Here is a 19,669-nt window from a genome sequence, read left to right as displayed (position 1 = left end):
GTCATGAAAAAGTTAATCTTTGCACTGACCCTCGGCGCGGCCAGCGTCAGCGCCTGGGCGCAGGACAACAGCGGCGCGGATCTGATCAAGCGCGGCGAGTATCTGGCGCGCGCCGGTGACTGCGTGGCCTGCCACACCAGCATGGGCGGCACCGAGTTCGCGGGCGGGCTGGGGATGAAGACGCCAATCGGCACCATCTACAGCACCAACATCACGCCGGACAAAGAGACCGGCATCGGCGACTACAGCTTCGAGGATTTCGACAACGCGGTGCGCCGTGGGGTCGCCAAGAATGGCCAGACGCTCTACCCGGCGATGCCCTACCCCTCTTACGCGGTGGTGAAAGAGGATGACATGCGCGCGCTCTATGCCTACTTCATGCATGGCGTGGCACCGGTGAAGCAGGCCAACCGCGACAGCGACATCCCGTGGCCGCTCTCCATGCGCTGGCCGCTGCGCTTCTGGCGCGGCATCTTCGCCCCAGAGGTGAAAGACTTCACGCCAGCCAAGGGCGAGGATCCGGTACTGGCGCGCGGTCGCTATCTGGTGGAGGGACTGGGCCACTGTGGCGCCTGCCACACCCCGCGTAGCCTGACGATGCAGGAGAAGGCGCTGAATGATCAGGAGGGCAGCAGCTACCTCTCCGGCAGCAACGCGCCGATTGATGGCTGGGTCGCCACCAACCTGCGCGGCGATAACAAGGATGGGCTGGCTCGCTGGAGCGAGCAAGAGCTGGTGGAGTTCCTGCGCACCGGCCGCAATGACCATACCGCCGTGTTTGGCGGCATGACCAGCGTGGTGGAGCACAGCCTGCAATACCTGAGCGCCGATGACGCCACCGCCATCGCCCGCTACCTGAAGTCGCTGCAACCGCAAGACCCGCACCAGCCGCCGTTCAAAGAGGACGAGACGGTGGCGCAGCAGCTGTTCCACGGTGACGACAGCAAGCCGGGCGCGGCGATCTATGTCGATAACTGCGGCGCGTGCCACCGCACCGATGGGCGCGGCTACGTGCGCGCCTTCCCGGAGCTGCGCGGCAACCCGGTGGTGATGTCTGATGACGCCACCTCGCTGATCCACGTGGTGCTGACCGGCTCGGTACTGCCGGGTGTTCAGGGCGCGCCATCCAGCCTCACCATGCCGGGCTTCGGCTGGCGGCTGAATGACCAGCAGGTCGCGGACGTGGTCAACTTCATCCGCTCCAGCTGGGGCAACCACGCGCCAGCCATCTCGGCCTCGGACGTCGCCAGCGTGCGCAAGGACAAGGATGTGATCACCGATCCCATCATGCTCGGCAGCCCCTCGATTGAGAAGCTGCACGCGGAATAACCTGCGCTAACGCACAGACAAAGGGCCTCTGATAGAGGCCCTTTTTTTATGGCGGCACGGTTACTGCGACCGTCCGCCGATGGGTAGCCACGCCTCCGGCAGGTGGACGGTGGTGCTCAGCGCCTCGTCCATCGCGTGCGCGCCAGCCACCACCTGATAGTCACCCCGGTAGATGTGCCACTTCACCTGCCCGGTGTCCCAGCGCGCCACCAGCCGTGGATCAACCTCCACCGCCACTTCGCTGCTCTCGCCCGGCTTCAGTGTCACGCGCTGCCAGCCCACCAGCCGCTTGACGAAACCGTGGTCGCTGCTGCCGTTGCTCAGGTAGAACTGCGGCGTATCGGTGGCGGTGCGGTTGCCATTGTTGACCACCGTCAGCCGCAGGCGCATCCCACCGCCCGCCACCGGCTCCACCTTCAGGTTGTGGTAGTGGAAGCGGCTGTAGGTCAGGCCGTAGCCAAACGGGAACAGCGGTTTCAGCGCCTCGCGCTCAAACCAACGGTAGCCGACATCCGCCCCCTCAATGTTGTAGTCAACCCGGATATCCTGCTTCAGCGGCTGGCCGGGCATGGCGGTGGTGCTGTCAGGATCGGGCAGGCTATGGCGCGGCAACTGTGACTCCGCCGCCGGGAAGGTGACCGGCAGGCGGCCAGCGGGCGAAACCCGCCCGCTCAGGATGTCAGCGATAGCCTCGCCGCCCCGGCTGCCGGGATACCACGCCTCCAACACCGCGCCCACCTGATCCAGCCACGGCATCTTCACCGGGCCGCCGGTTTGCAGTACCACCACCGTGCCGGGGCGGGCGGCGCTTACCGCCTCAATCAGCGCATCCTGATGGTTCGGCAGTGACAGGTCACGCACGTCGGTGCCCTCCGCCTGCCACTGCCAGGCGAACACAATCGCCACCTCGGCGGCCTTGGCCTGTGCGGCGGCGCGCGCCGGGTCAGCGCCGTCATCCCAGCTCACCTCTGCCTGTGGGAACGCCGCCCGCAATGCCGTCAGCGGCGATGAGGGGTGCAGCACCATAGTATCCGTGAAGACGCTCTTGAAGGGCGTTGGCGCACGCTGGCTGCCCGCCGGGATCACCTGGCTGGAGCCACCGCCGGAGATGACGCCCTTGTCGGCATAGCCGCCAATCACCGCGATGCGTTTGACCTCCGCATTGATGGGCAACTGGCCGCCGCTGTTTTTCAGCAGCACCATGCCCTGACGCGCCACCTCCTGCGCGACGGCAGCGTGGGACGCCTCATCTGACGGGCGTGGCTGCGGCGGGTGGCGCAGGCCATCTACGGCAATCAGGCTACGCACGATGCGGCGTACCATGTCATCCAGCCGCGCCATCGGCACCTTGCCGGACTCCACCGCCTCTTTCAGTGGCTGGCCGAAGAACACCGCCTTATCCAGCTCCTCGCCGGACTGTTGGTCCAGCCCGGCCATCACCGCCTTCTCCGTGGAGTGGGTCGCGCCCCAATCCGACATCACCCAGCCGGGATAGCGCCAGTCACCCTTCAGCACCCGGTTCAGCAGGAAGGCATTTTCGGAGGCGTACTCACCGTTGATCTTGTTGTAGCCCGGCATGATGGCACCCGGCTGCCCCGTCTCCAGCGCCAGCTGGAACGCCAGCAGGTCGGACTCACGCGCCGCGCCCTCCGCCAGTACCGAGTCCGCCTGCACCCGGCCCGTCTCCTGTGCGTTCAGCGCATAGTGCTTGACGGTGGAGACCACGTGGCGGCTCTGGATGCCAGCCACCGTCTCACCGGCCATCAGGCCCGTCAGCAGCGGGTCTTCACTCAGGTACTCGAAATTGCGGCCATTGCGCGGTTCGCGGATCAGGTTCATCCCGCCTGCCAGCAGCACGTTAAATCCACGAGCGTGGGCCTCCTCCCCCAGCAGCTCGCCGGTGCGGCGCGCCAGCGTCGGTGAGAAGGTAGAGGCACTCAGCAAGCCCGATGGCAGGGCAGTCATGCGATCGTCCGGGCGCACGCCCGCCGGGTTGGCGACGCCAAGGCTGGCATCGCTCTCCTGCAAACCGGGGATGCCCAGCCGTGGGATGGCGGGCGTATAGGCCGCCGACCCCACCGCGCCCTCAGGTTTCGGGCGATCGCCGAGCGCAAAACCCACTGGCGTGTGCACCAGCATGATCTTCTCATCGAGCGTCATCTTGCTGACCAGCTCTGCCGCCTGCCGGTCGGCCGGGGCGCTGGCCTGATACACCTGTTGTTCCTGCTGCGCACTGTCCGTCATCGGTTCCTCCTTATTTAAAAGCCTGCCCATAAGGATAGTCCCCACCACCGTGGATGGCGGTTTTTACAGATTCTTACCCCCGCTCGCACTTTTATAAAAATTAAGCAGCGGCAGGGGGGATAGCGGTACGGCAGGTTAAAAATTAAGCGCTATACTCAAAGTGAAAACATGACTTTCTGCTGTTCAGGACGTGCCTGTCAGAATTTTTCAGTAGGACTATTCCTTACCGCAGGTGACATTGATAGGAGGACTCATGAAAGCACTGAATACCATCGCTCTGTTGCTGCTCATTATTGGCGGCTTGAACTGGTTACTGGTCGGCCTGTTCCAATTTGATCTGGTCGCGGTTATTTTCGGTGGCCAAACGGCGATACTCTCACGCATTGTTTACATCATTGTTGGCCTGTGCGCGCTCTACTGCCTGGCGCTGTTGCCACGCATCCGCTCGCATACCGTCACATCGACCACCACCACTCGCCTCTAAGCCAATGGCTTCCCAGAATCATGCCCAAAATAAAAGCGGCAGTGCCCATTCCTGCCGCTTTACTGTTTTATTCGTTTCCGTTATCGATTAGGCCGGCTAATTAATTCCCGTACACTAACCCCGCTATTTAGGCTGCCAACTAAGCGCATGGAAAATATTCATGTTAGCGCCCTTTACCTGTCGTCCTAGTCTTATTCTGATTCTTGTCAAGCCTGATTAATATGGCGAAACACTATGCTATAAATCTCTCCACATCTGCACGTGGTGAACCGCTTTCCGCCCCTTTTGGGCGCTTGAAGGCTGATGTGCTCTGTCTTGTATTATTTGGAGAAAGGTATGCGTCTGGCGTCAACGGTATTAACAGTGGTACTGAGTGTGGCCGCAAGTGTGGCAGTGGTGAAGTCCCCGGCCCTCATCAATAAAGTGCATGCCATGAATGCACCTAAGGATGAACCGGGCTTCTGGCAAACGCCAACTATCGATGGTTACGGCCCTGTACACTATTGGGATGATGTGGCTTATCGCCCAAGCGTGGGCAATGGCGATCCTTACAAGATCGTCTTCTTTATTAATAAACAGGAAGTGGGGCCAGACCAAATTAACGAGGGGCTGGATCGCGTTGCGCGCGCCGTGAACCTCTATGTGGCCTCTGGCGTGCCGCTGGACCAGCTGAAGTTTGTGGCCGTGCTGACCGGCGGTGCCACGCCAGCCACCCTGAACAATGAGCAGTTCCACAAGATTAACGGCTTCGATAACCCGAACCTGCCGCTGATTGAGAAACTGCGCAAGGTAGGGGTGGATATCTCCGTCTGTGACCAGTCAGTAGCGGCGCACCACTATGACCGCACCTGGGTGGATAAGAGTGTGACACAGGCGCTCTCCGGCCTGACCACCGTCACCACCCTGGAGCATCAGGGCTACTCCTTTATGCCGCTGTAATCCCCCGGACGGCGCCACCCGGCGCCGTTTTTCGCTAGAAGAAAGGGAGCTGGTTCTCTTTCAGGTAGCGTGCCTCCTCTGGCGTGGATGCCCTGCCCAACCGTGCGTTGCGGTGCGGGTAGCGGCCAAACCGCTCAATGATCTCCCGGTGCTGCCGCGCATGGTGCGCCATCTCCGCATCGCCCAACGCCTCAAACAGCGCGACAGCCTGCTGGTGGATGACGCGTGACTCCGCGTGCATCCAGGGCATCAACAGGAAGGCGCGTTCCCGCGTGGGCAGTTGCTGCCAGCCGGGCTGGCGCATTGCCTCCTGTGAGAGCACCAGCGCCATGCCATCCTGCGCCCAGGCCGCCGCATCCTGCCGCGCCAGATTGCGCGAGAACTGATCCAGCACGATGACCTCCGCCAGCCGCCCGCGCAGGCTGTGCCGCCACGAAGAGAGTTCGCCACGACATGCCGCCTGCCAGCACTCGCCAAACCGTTCGCGCAGGGTCTGGTCAAACTGCTCATCCTTGCTGAACCATTTCGCCTCACCGGCCTCATCAAACCAGAATGCCAGTACCTGTTCATACTCCATTGCCCTTCCCCCTTTAGGCCGCTGATGCCCTAAATTTAGCCAATCTGGCGGGAGTGTGGTGACGGCACATCGTGTGGATATTCATTTTTGTTATAGGCCGTCGATTGGACGCTCGGGTGTTGCTCTACTAGCCTTATCTGGGTGACACATTGATTTGAAACGGGTTACGCGCCCTTTGCAGCACCGCCAGCCTGGCGGTTCCCTGATCATGATAACCAGGAGCTTACGATGAGCCAGAAGACGCTGTCCGAACTGTCCAAACTGATCAAAGACATCGACTACGCCATGATGTGTACCTACAGCGAAGGTGGCGCCATCGCCAGCCGTCCAATGAGCAATAACCGCAACGTGGAGTACAACGGTGACGCCTACTTCTTTACCACCGAAGACAACCAGACCGTGGCGGACATTGATCGCAACACGGCCACCACGCTGAACTACGTCACCGCCAAGTCCTCCGACAAACCGAGCCTGTTTATCGCCATCGAAGGCACCTCGGAGCTGATCCGCGACAAAGAGACGCTGAAAGAGTACTGGACGCCGGACGTGGAGAAGTGGTTCCCAGAGGGCATCGACACCCCTGACCTGCTGCTGATCAAGGTCAGCGCCCAGCGCCTGACCTACTGGGACGACCAGAACAACCATCAGGAAATTACGCTGTAATCCCCTGCTCAAAACCGCCTGCGGGCGGTTTTTTATTTCCGCGATAACGCCAGCCAATTTCGCCCGGTTCCGGCAGTGAATATTCCGGCCCTTTAGCCGCCCACCCCATCGCGAAATTTACTTCCCCTCACGGTGAAGCCCGGACAATTTTCCCCCGTGAACCGGCACCTGCTAACGCCGCAAAGTGATGGCGGAAGTGGGCATTATTACACGATGGCGGCCCGCCATTTTCCGGCACTGGCTGGGATAGCGGACGAATATCTTCCCTTGCTTCACAATGGTGCCAGTTCGCCGCGCCGATCTGGCCGGGAAAATATCATTCTGCCGGGCCGCAGCCGGCCCAATTATAGCGCGACAATGTGACAGGGCGTTTATTCCGCTGAGCATGGAAACCCCAGAATACGCGGCTGGCGCTGGCGAAGAAATCACCCGGCGATTTTTTTGCCATTTATTGAGCAGGTTGCAGTAATGACGCTTTGTTCGCCGAAATGCCCGGCGCGGAGGGGTGAAAAGGCAGGTTTATGTGCACATTTTGACTGGATGCGTTAGCCATCGTCGTGGTACTGGCAAGGAGAACAACAGGAGGAAGGTGATTTTTTCAGCGAAAAAATAGCGGTGGACTCTGCCAGCAATTAACCACGCTGTTATGATTGCATCCGGGAAATTGATTTCCTGACGCCCCCAGTTTTTGGCGCAATATCCCCCCGCGCGATCGCCTTGGTTGCAATGAATAATCTCTGCCAAAACCGAGTCAGTTAAGCAAAATTAAACAACCCACTTTTTTCCACTTCGGGAAATAGCGTAGCCTGCTCAACCAGATATGCCCACTAACACTGGGTGTACTCGCAATTTGGCTTATTTTGTCCTTCAACTTATCCTGTCGGCTTAATAGTGAAGCGGAAAAATCCGGATATTTTTGCTGATAATTTGTGCATTCAGCGTTTTATTTTGCATTTTCGCTTAGAACTTAACCATAAAGACCCCATTTACTGTTCCTATAGTCTATCCTTCTGTTATAACAATTATGAATGACTGGAACCATCAAGCATCAATAACCATAACAACAGGTCCACTTGCTATGAAACTTAGAAAAAAACAGGTGAAGCCCATCGGCTTAAAAGACGTAACCATCATCGATGATGCCAAGTTGCGTAAAGCCATTACCGCTGCCTCTCTGGGCAACGCAATGGAGTGGTTTGATTTTGGGGTCTACGGCTTCGTGGCCTACGCGCTCGGGCAGGTCTTCTTCCCGGATGCCAACCCCAGCGTACAGATGATCGCCGCGCTGGCGACCTTCTCGGTGCCGTTCCTGATCCGCCCGCTGGGTGGGATGTTCTTCGGCACCCTCGGCGACAAGTATGGCCGCCAAAAAATCCTCTCCATCACCATCATCATTATGTCCGTCAGTACCTTCTGTATCGGGTTGATCCCCTCCTATGCCTCCATCGGCATCTGGGCGCCGATCCTGCTGTTACTGGCGAAAATGGCACAGGGCTTCTCCGTCGGCGGTGAGTACACCGGCGCGTCAATCTTTGTCGCCGAATACTCCCCTGACCGCCGCCGTGGCTTTATGGGTAGCTGGCTCGACTTCGGCTCCATCGCTGGCTTCGTGACCGGTGCCGGTATCGTGGTGCTGATCTCCGCCATCGTCGGCGAGGCCAACTTCCTCGAATGGGGCTGGCGCCTGCCGTTCTTCCTGGCACTGCCGCTGGGCATCATCGGCCTCTACCTGCGTAACGCGCTGGAAGAGACCCCGGCCTTCCAGCAGCACGTTGACAAGCTGGAACAGGGCGACCGCGAAGGCCTGCGTGATGGCCCGAAAGTGTCGTTCAAAGAGATTGCCACCCGCCACTGGAAAAGCCTGCTGACCTGTATCGGTCTGGTGATCTCCACCAACGTCACCTACTACATGCTGCTCACCTACATGCCGAGCTACCTGTCGCATAACCTGCACTACTCGGAAGACCACGGTGTACTGATTATCATCGCGGTGATGATCGGGATGCTGTTTGTGCAGCCGGTGATGGGCCTGCTGAGTGACCGCTTTGGCCGCCGCCCGTTCGTGATTATCGGCAGCATCGCGCTGCTGGTGCTGGCAGTGCCTTGCTTCATGCTGATTAACAGCCAAGTGACCGGGCTGATCTTCGCTGGCCTGCTGCTGCTGGCGGTCGTCCTTAACGCCTTCACCGGCGTAATGGCCTCCACCCTGCCAGCGATGTTCCCGACCCACATCCGCTACAGTGCGCTGGCCAGCGCCTTCAACATCTCGGTGCTGATTGCTGGCCTGACGCCGACCATCGCCGCCTGGCTGGTGGAGTCCTCGGGTGACCTCTATATGCCGGGTTACTACCTGATGGTGGTGGCGCTGGTGGGTCTGGCGACCGGTATCTTCATGAAAGAGACTGCCAACAAGCCCCTGCGCGGCGCGACCCCGGCGGCCTCCGACCTGGCGGAAGCCAAGGAGATCCTGCGTGAGCACCACGACAACATTGAGCAGAAGATCGAAGACATCAATACGCAGATCGCTGAGCTGGAGACCAAACGTGCCAGCCTGATCCAGCAACACCCGCGTATCAACGAATAAGGCTCCCATGCCTTGCGCAAAGCCCCGGCCACTGCCGGGGCTTTTTACATTTTGTCGCCTTTCTTAACGCAAAACTGCGCTATCCCGCCAAGCCGCCAATAACCCCAAGGTTATCAGGCGATTCAGTGCCCCGAGCCACGCTGGTGCCCCCTGATACCGCCTCCCCCTTTCTGCCAGCCACCCGACACATTTCCCATCACAGCCGCGTCACTTATCCCACATGTTCTATAACTTAGGTGTGTTATCTGCCCGGCTGGCCCTGTGCCACCTCCCAGATAACGCCATGCAGTGCCGTTTTCACCCGATGGTTTTTCCCCACGGCCTGCATGTGTGAGCATGATATCGACAAAGCACCACAATGCGGTTTGCAGGGGGCTTCCCCTATTTCTGACCACCCAAACATTGAGGATGGCGAATGTTTAAACATGTCAAATCACTGCAATACACTGTCCGGGTCTCTGAACCCAACCCTGGTCTGGCTAACCTGATGCTGGAGCAGTTTGGCGGGCCACAGGGCGAACTGGCGGCGGCCTGCCGCTACTTCACCCAAGGGCTGGGCGATGACGATCCGGGGCGCAAGGATCTGCTGCTGGATATTGCCACCGAGGAGCTAAGCCATTTGGAGATCATTGGCACCATCGTGGCGATGCTGAACAAGGGCGCGAAGGGCGAGCTGTCGGAAGGGACGCAGAAAGAGGCCGATCTCTATCGCTCGCTGACCGGCAACGGCAATGACAGCCACATCACCGGCGTACTGTATGGCGGCGGGCCGCCGCTGACCAACTCCGCTGGCGTACCTTGGACGGCCGCCTACATTGATACCATCGGCGAGCCGACAGCCGACCTGCGCTCGAATATTGCTGCCGAAGCCAGGGCAAAAATCGTCTATGAACGCCTGATCAACCTGACGGATGATGTCGGCGTGCGTGACGCACTGACCTTCCTGATGACCCGTGAAGTGGCGCACCAGCTCTCCTTTGAGAAGGCGCTCTACGCCATCCGCAACAACTTCCCGCCGGGCAAACTGCCGCCGGTGCCCGCCTTTGCCAACATCTACTACAACATGTCGGGTGAGGGCGAGGTGCGGGGGAGCTGGAACTCGGATGAGAACTTCCAGTATGTGGCCGACCCGCAGCCCGCGGTGGATGGCGGCGACGGGCTGGCGGTACTGACCATCCCGGAGTCGCAAAAAGTGGACTATCAGGTGATGGCGCAGCGCACCCAGTCTGACCCGAACATCAACCCCGCCACCGGCGCGGAGCTTGGCTCCACCCCGTTGGAGGATAAGGATCTGGGGAGCAAGGGCCAGCCATAACGGCCAGCCCGGCAGGGGGCATACCCGCGGGTATGCCTTTTTTACTTGCGCAGGGTATGGATGACGTGCAGCACCTTGCCGAAGATCTCCAGCCGGTCAGCCTCCACGTAGATGGGCTGGTAGGCCGTGTTCATCGGCTCCAGACAGAGACGCGGCGTCAGGCAGAGCCGCTTGACGGTAAACTCCCCCTCCACCGCCGCAATCACGATGTCGCCATGCTGCGGCGTTTCGGCGCGATCCACCACCAGCAAATCGCCACTGTTGATGCCCGCCAGTACCATTGAATCCCCCTCGGCACGCACAAAGTAGGTGGCGCTGGGGTGACGGATACAGTACTCGTTCAGATCCAGCGTCCGCTCGATGTAGTCCGCCGCCGGTGACGGCACCCCGGCACGGCAGTAGTCGGCAAACAGCGGCAACGCCAGCACCGGTATCTCCTCATCCGGCGTGCTAAATATGCTCGTTACAATCACATCACTTCCCTCAATGATACTGGTTATCTATCCAGTATATGATAATTTAGAGGAATGGAAAGTGAGATTGCTCCGTTTCTCAAGGTGTTAGCCGCAGGTTATTTCGCCAGTGCCGCCATCAGGCTGGCGCGGCAGGCGCTGTCTTGCTGCACGGCGCGGGCTTTGTCGGCCTCAGGCAACCCTTGGAAAGCGGCAATCACCCGCCGGGCTTCGTCGCGATCCAGCGATTTGCGGTCAAGCGCGTAGAAGGAGTTGCCGCCCTCAATCACGGTATTGAAATCGCGCAGGTAGGCCTCTGGCGATGTGTCACTGCCCAAGCGCTGCACAATCACACACATCACCGCGCTATAATAGCCGTCGTTTTCCACACGGGCTTTATCGGCCCGATTTTTCCACCACATGCCAGCGGCCGCCAATATCAGCAGCACGAGAATTAAGGTTACGCTTTTTTTCATTTTGATCTTTTCTTGATAATAAAAGGTGATTCTAAAGTGTCATCAGACAAACCACCAGCCAGAATAGCGGGATGATATAGGGTTGGTTGAGAAAAGCGGAAATGGCGGCAGGGAAAGAGGCAAAGCGGGGAATTAAAGGCAGGACGCCGCTGTTACACGGCGTCCTGAGGCGATCACAGGGCGAAATCGTCCAGCGACTTGCCGGCATCCAGCGCCAGTTTAATGGCTTTCGGGGTGCGGCCCTGGCCGGTCCAGGTTTTCAATTCGCCATTTTCATCGCGGAATTGATATTTCGCCGGACGCGGCTGGCGCTTCTGGCGGCCACCCTGGGCATCGGTCATCGCCAACAGTTCAGCCGGGTCAATGCCCTCTTCCTGCATCAGCTCCAGATACTCTTTCAGCTTGGTAAGGTGCTCTTCTTTCTGCTGCTTTTCTGACGCCTCTTCTTCGCGGCGTTCTTCCACGATAGTTGTCAGTTTTTGCAGGATTTCTTCCAAGGTTGAGAGATCGACCTCACGCGCCTGTGTGCGCAGGCTGCGAATATTGTTCAACGTCTTCAGAAAACCAGTCATAATAATACCTTTCTATTCGATGCTTTATATTTATACAAATGTTTAAGAAGCGCGATCTTATAATACCCCTACGACTATTAACAACATTAAATCGTAAATAGCCGACAACAGCCTAATAAGTATCCGATTTTTCCTGCGCTATTATCCGCGCAGAAATCAGGGATACCCTGCCGTCATTAAAATAGTGGATACCATTATTACGATATAATGCCCAAACTGATGATGGCGAAACGCCGCATATCGGCGGCGCAAACAGGATAATATTGCGCGGCCTTCAGGCAAGCCAAGCCGGCAGGAATTTCATTTAAATGTCGCGATTACAACAATAGCGCCAGCTCCATCGCGGTACGCTGCAACTGCGGCAATACCGTGTCGCGCAGGGTCTGGGCCGAGACCTGCGAGGCATTGACGCCGACGTTCATCGCCGCCACCACCCCACCCTTACGCGCGTGCATCGGCACCGCAATGGATCGCAATCCTATCTCAAGTTGTTGATCATTAATCGCATACCCCTGCCGCTGCACCCGCGCCAGCTGCTCGCGCAGTTGGGTGGCGTCACGCACCGTGTGGGGCGTCAGCGGCTCAAAGGTGACGCGTGACAGGTAGGCGTCCAGCTCGGGTTCCGCCAGCGCGCTGAGCAGCACCAGTCCCATCGAGGTGGCGTAGGCAGGCAACCGGCTACCACGCTGTAGGTCGATGGTCATGATGCGTTTCACATTGGCGCGGGCGATGTAGAGGATGCTGTCGCCATCCAGCGTCGCCACCGAACAGGACTCATTGAGCTGCTTGCTCAAAAACTCCAGCGAGTTCTGTGCCGCCCGCGCCAGTTCCGAGCTGGCAAGGTAGGCATGGCCAATGGTCAGCACCCGTGGCAGCAGCACATAGTGGCGGCCATCCGGGCAGTGGACAAACCCCAGCGCCTTGAGGGTGTAGAGACAGCGCCGCACCGCCGCGCGCGGGATGCCGGTCATCTGGCTGATCTGCGAAACCGACAGCCGGTGCAAGTGCGGTGTGAAGACCTGCAACACCTCCAGCCCACGCGCCAGTGACGCCATGAAATTGGGATCGCCCTTGTAGGTGTGATCGCTCAGCGCGCCAATCTCCCCCAGCCGCTGCCACTCGTTATGCCCCTCGCTCACCCTATTCTCCCCTTGGTTGGTGACGTCTGGAGGGCTAATTATCGCCTTCACCGCCCCGTCGCAAGCGCCCCGCGTGCAAATTCTCTGGCTGGATCACAGATTTAACACAATTTTAACCAACTGTCCGATAATCGCACAATGTTTTGATATTCGGTATTGCGGCAGGTCAGGGCGGCGCATAGGGTGAAAAAAACAGCAGTCACGCGGAGCACACTCCGCAGTGTGAAAAGGAGATCCCATGATTGATAAAAGCGTCCCCTCCGCCGACGACGCGGTGGCGGACATCCATGACGGGGCAACGGTGATGGTCGGCGGCTTTGGCCCGGCTGGCCAGCCCTACGCGCTGCTGGAGGCGCTGGTGCGCCGCCGCCCGCGCGACCTGACCCTGATCAGCAACAACGCCGGCAACGGCGACCACGGGCTGGCGGCGCTGCTCAAGGCTGGCTGCGTGCGCAAGGTGGTCTGCTCCTTCCCGCGGCAGGCGGACTCCTGGGTATTCGACGAGCTGTATCGCCGGGGCGAGCTGGAGCTGGAGCTGGTGCCGCAGGGCAATCTCGCGGCGCGCATCCAGGCCGGTGGCGCTGGGCTGGGCGGCATCTTTACCCCAACCGGCTACGGTACCCAGCTGGCGGAGGGCAAGGAGACACGGGAGATTGAGGGACGCCACTATCTGTTCGAGCTGCCGCTGAAGGCGGATTTCGCGCTGATCCGCGCCCACCTCGGCGACCGCTGGGGCAATCTGGTCTATGACAAGACCGGCCGCAACTTCGGCCCGATCATGGCGATGGCGGCGGCCTGCACCATCGCCGAGGTCAACCGGCAGGTGCCGCTTGGTGGGCTGGACCCGGAGCAGGTGATCACCCCCGGCATCTTTGTCCAGCGTCTGGTCGCCACCGCCGCCCAACAACGGAGGAGCGCATGATGGACAAACTGACCCACGAACAGCTGGCGCGCCGCATCGCGCAAGACATCCCGGAGGGGGCCTACGTCAACCTTGGCATCGGCATCCCCACGCAGATCGCCAACTACCTGCCCCATGACAAGGAGATTTTCCTCCAGAGCGAGAATGGCATCCTCGGCATGGGGCCAGCCCCGGCAGAGGGCGAAGAAGACCCGGAGCTGATCAACGCTGGCAAGCAGTACGTCACCCTGCTGGAGGGCGGCTGCTACTTTCACCACGGTGACTCCTTCGCCATGATGCGCGGCGGCCACCTGGATATTTGCGTGCTGGGGGTTTACCAAGTCTCGGCACGCGGCGATCTCGCCAACTGGAGCACCGGCAAGCCCGGTGCCATCCCGGCGGTGGGCGGCGCGATGGATCTGGCGATCGGCGCGCGTCAGGTGTTCGCCATGACCGAGCACCTCACCCGCCACGGCGAGTGCAAAATTGTCGAGCAGTGCACCTACCCGCTGACCGGCGTCGGCTGCATTGACCGCATCTACAGTGACTTGGCGGTGATGGACGTCACGCCCGAGGGGCTGGTGGTCACGGAGATTTTCGGTGGCCTGACGCCGACGCAACTGCAAGAGATCACCCCGGTGCCCCTCACCTTCCACCTTAACCAACGCGAGGACGCTGATGCAAACCGCCTATCTGTGTGACGGGGTACGCACCCCCTTTGGCCGCCTGAATGGCGGGCTGGCCGCGCTGCGTGCCGACGATCTGGCGGCGCTGCCGATTCAGGCGCTGATGGCGCGCCACCCTCAAGTGGCGTGGGAGCAGCTGGACGACGTGCTGTTTGGCTGCGCCAATCAGGCCGGTGAGGATAACCGCAACGTGGCGCGCATGGCGCTGCTGCTGGCGGGGCTGCCGGTCTCGGTGCCGGGCTGCACCGTCAACCGCCTGTGCGGTTCGAGCCTTGACGCGGTGGCGATGGCAGCGCGGGCGATCAAAACCGGCGAGGCTGACCTGCTGCTGGCGGGCGGCGTGGAGAGCATGTCACGCGCCCCCTTTGTGATGGGCAAGGCGGAGAGCGCCTTCAGCCGCACCATGCAACTGGAAGACACCACCATGGGCTGGCGCTTCATCAACCCGAAAATGCAGGCGCTCTACGGCACCGACACCATGCCGCAGACCGCCGAGAAGGTGGCGGCGCGCTATGGCGTCTCGCGTGAGGATCAGGATGCCTTCGCGCTGCGCAGCCAGCAACGTACCGCCGCCGCCCAACAGGAGGGGCGTTTCGCGCCGCAACTGATTGGCGTCAGCGTGCCGCAGAAGCGCGGCGAGCCGCTTGAGGTGACGGCGGATGAGCATCCGCGCGCCACCACGCTGGAGGCGCTGGCCCGGCTCAGGCCAGTGGTCACGCCACAGGGCAGCGTGACCGCAGGCAACGCCTCCGGGCTGAATGACGGGGCCTGCGCCCTGCTGCTCGCCAGCGAGGCGGGGATCGGCCGCCACGGCCTGACCCCGATGGCACGCATTGTCGCCAGTGCGGTGACCGGGCTGGAGCCATCGATCATGGGCGTTGGGCCGGTGTCGGCGGTGCGCAAAGTGTTGGCGCGCGCCGGGCTGACGCTCGGGCAGATGGATGTGATTGAGCTGAACGAAGCCTTCGCCGCCCAGTCACTGGCGGTGACGCGCGAGCTGGGATTGCCGGATGACGCCGCGCACGTCAACCCAAATGGCGGCGCGATCGCCCTCGGCCACCCGCTCGGTGCCTCCGGTGGCCGACTGGTGATGGCCGCGGCCTATGAGCTGCAACGCACCGGCGGCCGCTATGGCCTCTGCACCATGTGCATTGGCGTCGGCCAGGGCATCGCGCTGATCATTGAACGGGTATAGGGGGCCGCATGGAGATTGAGTATCGCCTTGATGGGCCGGAGGGCGCGCCGCTGCTGGTGCTCGCCAACTCGCTCGGCACCACCTATGAGATGTGGCAGCCGCAGCTTGAGGCCATGACTGCCCATCACCGGGTGCTGCGTTTCAACGCGCGCGGCCACGGGGCCACCCCGTTGCCAGCCGGGCCGCTGACGCTGGCGCAATTGGGCAGTGACGTTATCACCCTGCTCGAACACCTGGGGGTGGAGCGCGCAGGGTTCTGCGGCATTTCGATGGGCGGCCAGACCGGGCTGTGGCTCAACCGCCACCATCCGGGGCGCTTTCATGCGCTGGCGGTCGCCAACACCGCCGCCCGCATCGGCACCCGTGAAGGGTGGCAGGATCGCGCCCGGTTGGTGCGGGAGCAGGGATTGACGCCGGTGGCCGTTGGCTCGGCGGAGCGCTGGTTTACCCCGGCCTTCCGCCAGCGGCACCCGGAGCAGGTGGCGGCGCTGATCCGCGCGCTGGCGGCAGGCAACGCGGTAGGCTACGCCGCCTGCTGCGAGGCACTGGCCGTGGCTGACCTGCGCGAGGATCTGCACCACCTGTCGCGGCCGATGCTGGTAATTGGCGGCCAGCATGATCCGGTCACTACCGTCGCTGACGCCAGCGAGATCGTGCGCGCCGCGCCAAACGCCGAGCTACACCTGCTGCCCGCCTCGCACCTGAGTAACGTTGAGACGCCAGACGCGTTCAGCGCCGCTGTTTTGCACTTTTTCCGCCGTGCGGCATAACCGAAGGAACCGTGAATGAGCATCCAGATAGAACGCATCGAGAGCTGGCTGGTGGATATCCCGACCATCCGCCCGCACAAGCTGTCGATGACCACCATGGGCTGCCAGACCCTGACGCTGGTCAAAATGACTGACCGCGATGGGGCCGAGGGCTGGGGCGAGGCGACCACCATCGGCGGCCTGAGCTACGGCCCGGAAAGCCCGGAAGGGATGAAGTCGGCGATCGACACCTACCTCGCCCCGGCGGTGTGCGGCCGCGCCTTTGATGGCCCGGCGGCGCTGGCGGCGGCGATGAACCTGCCGGTCAAGGGCAACACCTTTGCCAAATCGGCGCTGGAGACCGCCTTTCTCGACCTACAGGGCAAGCGCCTTGGCGTACCGGTCAGCACCCTGCTGGGCGGCGCGCGTAGCCCGACCCTGCCGGTGTTGTGGACGCTGGCGAGCGGCGACACCCAGCGTGATATTGAGGAGGGCAAGCGCCTGCTGGCCGAAGGGCGGCACAGCGCCTTCAAGCTGAAGATTGGCGCGAAGAGTCTGGCGGAGGATCTACGTCACACCCGCGCCATCCGCGAGGGGCTGGGCGAAGGCGTCAGCATCCGGGTGGATGTTAATCAGGCGTGGGACGCGGTGACAGCGGTGCGCGGCATGGCGGCGTTGCAGGAGATTGGCATCGATCTGGTGGAGCAGCCGGTGGCGCTGTGGGATCGCGCCACACTGGTGCAGCTCAGCCAGCGCTTCACGCTGCCGGTGCTGGCGGATGAGGCGGTAGCCGATGCCCATGACGGCTATGCGCTGGCCGCCGCCGGTTTCACCGGGGCCTACGCCCTGAAGATCGCCAAGGCCGGTGGGCCAGCGCAGGCGCTAAAACTGGCGCATGTGGCGCAGGCGGCGGGCGTCGCGCTCTACGGCGGCACCATGCTGGAGGGCACCATCGGCACCCTCGCCTCACTCCATGCATGGTCTACCCTGCCGCTCAGCTGGGGCACCGAGATGTTCGGCCCGCTGCTGCTGAAAGATGACATCGTTGCCAACCCGCTGGTGTTCCGCGAGGGCGGCGTAACGATCCCGCAGGGGCCGGGCCTCGGCATCACCCTGGACGATGACAAATTCCGCCACTATCAGCGTAAATAAAACCGGCGTAAATAAGACCCGCGTAAATAAGGAGAGCTACCGATGTTATTCAAAGTTGAGATGGTGGTGCGCATCCCACCGGAGATGCCTGCCGACACAGCCGAGCAGATCAAGCGGGAGGAGAAGCAGTACGCCCAGCGGTTGCAGGAGCAGGGTGTCTGGCGCCACCTCTGGCGCGTCGCTGGCCAGTACGCCAACGTCAGCATTTTCGATGTGGAGAGCAATGAGGCGCTGCATAACCTGCTCACCCAACTGCCGCTTTACCCCTATATGGAGGTGACGGTGACGCCGCTCTGCCGCCACCCCTCCAGCATCCATCCAGACGATCGCTGATGCCATGACTGGCCGGCGTCTCGCTGGCCCCTCTGCCTGACCCGATTCACCCTACACTGCAATGAGGGCAATAATATGAAAACCAATTACAGCCAGCATGACGATGTCAAAAAATTACTGGAGATCAGCTGTGGCCTGCACAGCGAGGGGGGCGACGCCCGCTTCAAGCAGATTATGCACCGGCTGGTGAGCGACCTGTGCCACCTGATAGATGAGTTCGACGTCACGCCCGAGGAGTTCTGGCAGGCGGCCAACTACCTGCACACCCTCGGCGGGCGGCAGGAGGCGGCGCTGCTGGCCGCCGGGCTGGGGCTGGAGCACTATCTGGATATGCGCGAGGATGCGCGCGAGGCCGAGGCCGGTTTTGGCGGCGGCACCCCGCGCACCATCGAGGGGCCGCTCTATGTCGCCAATGCGCCGCTGAGCGACGGTTATGCGCGCATGGATGACGGCAAGGATGATGGCCGGGTAATGTGGCTGCACGGCCAGGTCAAGGACACCGACGGCCAGCCGCTGGCGGGCGCGGTGGTGGACATCTGGCACGCCAATACGCTGGGCAACTACTCCTTCTTTGATAAATCGCAGGGCGAGTACAATTTGCGCCGCCGCGTCCGTACCGATGCCGAGGGGCGCTACGCCGTACGCAGCATCGTGCCCTCCGGCTACGGCTGCCCGCCCGATGGCCCGACGCAGGCGCTGCTCGATCGCCTTGGTCGCCACGGTAACCGCCCGGCGCATATCCACTTCTTCGTCTCCGCGCCCGGTCATCGCCACTTGACCACCCAGATCAATTTAAATGGCGACCGCTACCTGTGGGATGATTTCGCCTTCGCCACCCGCGACGAACTGATTGCCGAGCCAGTCAAGATCACCGATCCCACGATTAGCGCGAAACGCGATCTGCCCCACCCGCACACTGAAATTGAATTTGATTTCACCCTGACCCCAGCAACTCAGGCGCACGAAGAGCAACGTATTCAGCGCGCCCGTGCCCTGCAAGAGTAATAAACCCCATTTCCCCTTGGCGCCCGCGGGCGCCTTTTTTATGTTTGGAATTGAGAGCCATTATTTTTGTGATGTCATCTATTGAAAATAAAACAGCCCCGCATTCCCATCACGATTATTTTTCTCATTTTATATTTAATACACTAACAATTAACCAATGTTAAATTGCCGTCGGGAAATAGCGCGCAGTAGGATTAATCATGATTAATCCAAGGGAGATTATTATGCCTATTCCAGCAAACTTATGGTTAAAAGATGACGGTGGGATGCCAATAAGATGAAAATTGCCAAGAGATTCGTTTTTGCGCTCATTTATCTCTTACTCACCTTTGCCTTTGTTATCGCTGGACTTTTATTGGCACGCATAGCGCTCCCTTTTGTCGCCTACTCTTTTTATGCATTGGCAAATGATTTTAGCGTTATCGGCGATGATGGCGTATTGACACTCTATGCCGCCGTGGCCTTCTGGGTATCATTGTCTATAGGACTTACGCTCTCATTTTTCATCACCAGAAAGATAAAAAAGTCCAAGGCACAAGCCATAAAAATTATGCGTTACGTTGTTCTATTTATTTTTATGGCGGTTGCTACTGCTGCGCTGTGCATTTTGTCGGCGAGGGTGATCTATTTTACCCTCACCTATCAGATATATGACCTGGCACACTTTTTCGATATTTATGGTGATGAGGATGTGACGACGTTTTTTGCCGCCATCATCTTTTGGACGACACTGCCGGTCAGCTTGCTGAGCGCATTTTTCACCACCCGCGCCATTCTCCGGCGTTGGGATAGCCATCGTAGGGGCAAAAAGACGCATGGCCAACAGCCGCCTGCGGTTTGAAAGGTGCCGGCACGAGAGCGGTGGCGAAATTCG

At 60.5% G+C, this 19,669-nt stretch carries 20 protein-coding genes; 14 read left to right on the top strand and 6 right to left on the bottom strand.

Annotation, left to right across the window (positions count from 1 at the left end; all coding sequences use genetic code 11):
* The first annotated feature begins 3 nt into the window (after nucleotides 1-3).
* The gene (locus C1N62_RS19650) at nucleotides 4-1,329 is read left to right on the top strand and encodes a cytochrome c (protein ID WP_137765424.1); all 1,326 of its coding nucleotides are present in this window, start codon (nucleotides 4-6) and stop codon (nucleotides 1,327-1,329) included.
* 60 nt (nucleotides 1,330-1,389) lie between these two features.
* On the opposite strand, the gene C1N62_RS19645 is transcribed toward C1N62_RS19650, so the two are convergent.
* Nucleotides 1,390-3,573, bottom strand: a complete 2,184-nt coding sequence (locus tag C1N62_RS19645; RefSeq protein ID WP_137765423.1) for a beta-glucosidase — start codon at nucleotides 3,571-3,573, stop codon at nucleotides 1,390-1,392.
* 253 nt (nucleotides 3,574-3,826) lie between these two features.
* Between C1N62_RS19645 and C1N62_RS19640 the strand changes: the two genes are divergently transcribed.
* Nucleotides 3,827-4,057 (top strand): DUF378 domain-containing protein, encoded by a 231-nt coding sequence (locus tag C1N62_RS19640; RefSeq protein WP_137765422.1) that lies wholly within the window; start codon nucleotides 3,827-3,829, stop codon nucleotides 4,055-4,057.
* A gap of 432 nt (nucleotides 4,058-4,489) precedes the next feature.
* Nucleotides 4,490-4,996: a DsrE family protein gene (locus tag C1N62_RS19635; protein ID WP_240775832.1), complete on the top strand. Its 507-nt coding sequence runs from the start codon at nucleotides 4,490-4,492 to the stop codon at nucleotides 4,994-4,996.
* A gap of 34 nt (nucleotides 4,997-5,030) precedes the next feature.
* Here C1N62_RS19635 and C1N62_RS19630 read toward each other — a convergent pair whose 3' ends face one another.
* Entirely contained in the window at nucleotides 5,031-5,573 is a 543-nt protein-coding gene (locus tag C1N62_RS19630; protein ID WP_137765420.1) for a DUF924 family protein, read from the bottom strand.
* Nucleotides 5,574-5,801: 228 nt separating this feature from the next.
* On the opposite strand from C1N62_RS19630, the gene C1N62_RS19625 reads away from it, so the two are divergent.
* The 3 genes from C1N62_RS19625 (at nucleotide 5,802) to C1N62_RS19615 (ending at nucleotide 10,135) form a co-directional block, all read left to right on the top strand.
* Nucleotides 5,802-6,236, top strand: a complete 435-nt coding sequence (locus tag C1N62_RS19625) for a pyridoxamine 5'-phosphate oxidase family protein (RefSeq protein WP_137765419.1) — start codon at nucleotides 5,802-5,804, stop codon at nucleotides 6,234-6,236.
* Nucleotides 6,237-7,314: 1,078 nt separating this feature from the next.
* Complete coding sequence (gene proP, locus C1N62_RS19620; RefSeq protein WP_137765418.1) at nucleotides 7,315-8,820, top strand: glycine betaine/L-proline transporter ProP; 1,506 nt, start codon at nucleotides 7,315-7,317, stop codon at nucleotides 8,818-8,820.
* A gap of 415 nt (nucleotides 8,821-9,235) precedes the next feature.
* Complete coding sequence (locus tag C1N62_RS19615) at nucleotides 9,236-10,135, top strand: manganese catalase family protein (RefSeq protein WP_137765417.1); 900 nt, start codon at nucleotides 9,236-9,238, stop codon at nucleotides 10,133-10,135.
* Between the two features lie 41 nt (nucleotides 10,136-10,176).
* Here the strand turns inward: C1N62_RS19615 and umuD are convergent, their stop codons facing one another.
* The 4 genes from umuD to C1N62_RS19595 form a co-directional block, all read right to left on the bottom strand.
* A complete protein-coding gene (gene umuD, locus C1N62_RS19610) occupies nucleotides 10,177-10,605 on the bottom strand; it encodes a translesion error-prone DNA polymerase V autoproteolytic subunit (protein ID WP_137765666.1) in 429 nt (142 codons plus the stop codon).
* 101 nt (nucleotides 10,606-10,706) lie between these two features.
* Nucleotides 10,707-11,063 carry a hypothetical protein gene (locus C1N62_RS19605; RefSeq protein WP_137765416.1) on the bottom strand — a complete coding sequence of 119 codons (357 nt, stop codon included), beginning with the start codon at nucleotides 11,061-11,063 and terminating at the stop codon, nucleotides 10,707-10,709.
* A 173-nt stretch (nucleotides 11,064-11,236) separates the two neighbouring features.
* Nucleotides 11,237-11,635 carry an H-NS family nucleoid-associated regulatory protein gene (locus C1N62_RS19600; protein ID WP_137765415.1) on the bottom strand — a complete coding sequence of 133 codons (399 nt, stop codon included), beginning with the start codon at nucleotides 11,633-11,635 and terminating at the stop codon, nucleotides 11,237-11,239.
* A 317-nt stretch (nucleotides 11,636-11,952) separates the two neighbouring features.
* A complete protein-coding gene (locus C1N62_RS19595) occupies nucleotides 11,953-12,774 on the bottom strand; it encodes an IclR family transcriptional regulator C-terminal domain-containing protein (protein WP_137765414.1) in 822 nt (273 codons plus the stop codon).
* Between the two features lie 238 nt (nucleotides 12,775-13,012).
* Here C1N62_RS19595 and C1N62_RS19590 point away from each other — a divergent pair, with 238 nt between their 5' ends.
* The 8 genes from C1N62_RS19590 (at nucleotide 13,013) to C1N62_RS19555 (ending at nucleotide 19,636) form a co-directional block, all read left to right on the top strand.
* Nucleotides 13,013-13,696 (top strand): 3-oxoacid CoA-transferase subunit A, encoded by a 684-nt coding sequence (locus C1N62_RS19590; protein WP_137765413.1) that lies wholly within the window; start codon nucleotides 13,013-13,015, stop codon nucleotides 13,694-13,696.
* Nucleotides 13,696-14,376, top strand: a complete 681-nt coding sequence (locus C1N62_RS19585) for a 3-oxoacid CoA-transferase subunit B (RefSeq protein WP_137765665.1) — start codon at nucleotides 13,696-13,698, stop codon at nucleotides 14,374-14,376. The genes C1N62_RS19590 and C1N62_RS19585 overlap by 1 nt, the downstream gene beginning before the upstream one ends.
* Nucleotides 14,354-15,556 carry a 3-oxoadipyl-CoA thiolase gene (gene pcaF, locus C1N62_RS19580; protein ID WP_137765412.1) on the top strand — a complete coding sequence of 401 codons (1,203 nt, stop codon included), beginning with the start codon at nucleotides 14,354-14,356 and terminating at the stop codon, nucleotides 15,554-15,556. Before C1N62_RS19585 ends, pcaF begins: the two co-directional genes overlap by 23 nt.
* Nucleotides 15,557-15,564: 8 nt before the next feature.
* Complete coding sequence (gene pcaD, locus C1N62_RS19575; protein WP_137765411.1) at nucleotides 15,565-16,326, top strand: 3-oxoadipate enol-lactonase; 762 nt, start codon at nucleotides 15,565-15,567, stop codon at nucleotides 16,324-16,326.
* A gap of 15 nt (nucleotides 16,327-16,341) precedes the next feature.
* On the top strand, nucleotides 16,342-17,457 hold the full coding sequence (locus C1N62_RS19570; protein WP_137765410.1) for a muconate cycloisomerase family protein: 1,116 nt from the start codon (nucleotides 16,342-16,344) through the stop codon (nucleotides 17,455-17,457).
* A gap of 42 nt (nucleotides 17,458-17,499) precedes the next feature.
* Complete coding sequence (catC, locus tag C1N62_RS19565; protein ID WP_137765409.1) at nucleotides 17,500-17,790, top strand: muconolactone Delta-isomerase; 291 nt, start codon at nucleotides 17,500-17,502, stop codon at nucleotides 17,788-17,790.
* A gap of 75 nt (nucleotides 17,791-17,865) precedes the next feature.
* Nucleotides 17,866-18,795: a catechol 1,2-dioxygenase gene (gene catA / locus C1N62_RS19560; RefSeq protein WP_137765408.1), complete on the top strand. Its 930-nt coding sequence runs from the start codon at nucleotides 17,866-17,868 to the stop codon at nucleotides 18,793-18,795.
* A gap of 277 nt (nucleotides 18,796-19,072) precedes the next feature.
* Nucleotides 19,073-19,636 carry a hypothetical protein gene (locus C1N62_RS19555; protein WP_137765407.1) on the top strand — a complete coding sequence of 188 codons (564 nt, stop codon included), beginning with the start codon at nucleotides 19,073-19,075 and terminating at the stop codon, nucleotides 19,634-19,636.
* Nucleotides 19,637-19,669 lie beyond the last annotated feature (33 nt).

This window comes from Nissabacter sp. SGAir0207, from assembly GCF_005491205.1.
Lineage (GTDB): Bacteria > Pseudomonadota > Gammaproteobacteria > Enterobacterales > Enterobacteriaceae > Chimaeribacter.
This window is presented reverse-complemented; position numbering and strand designations above follow the sequence as displayed.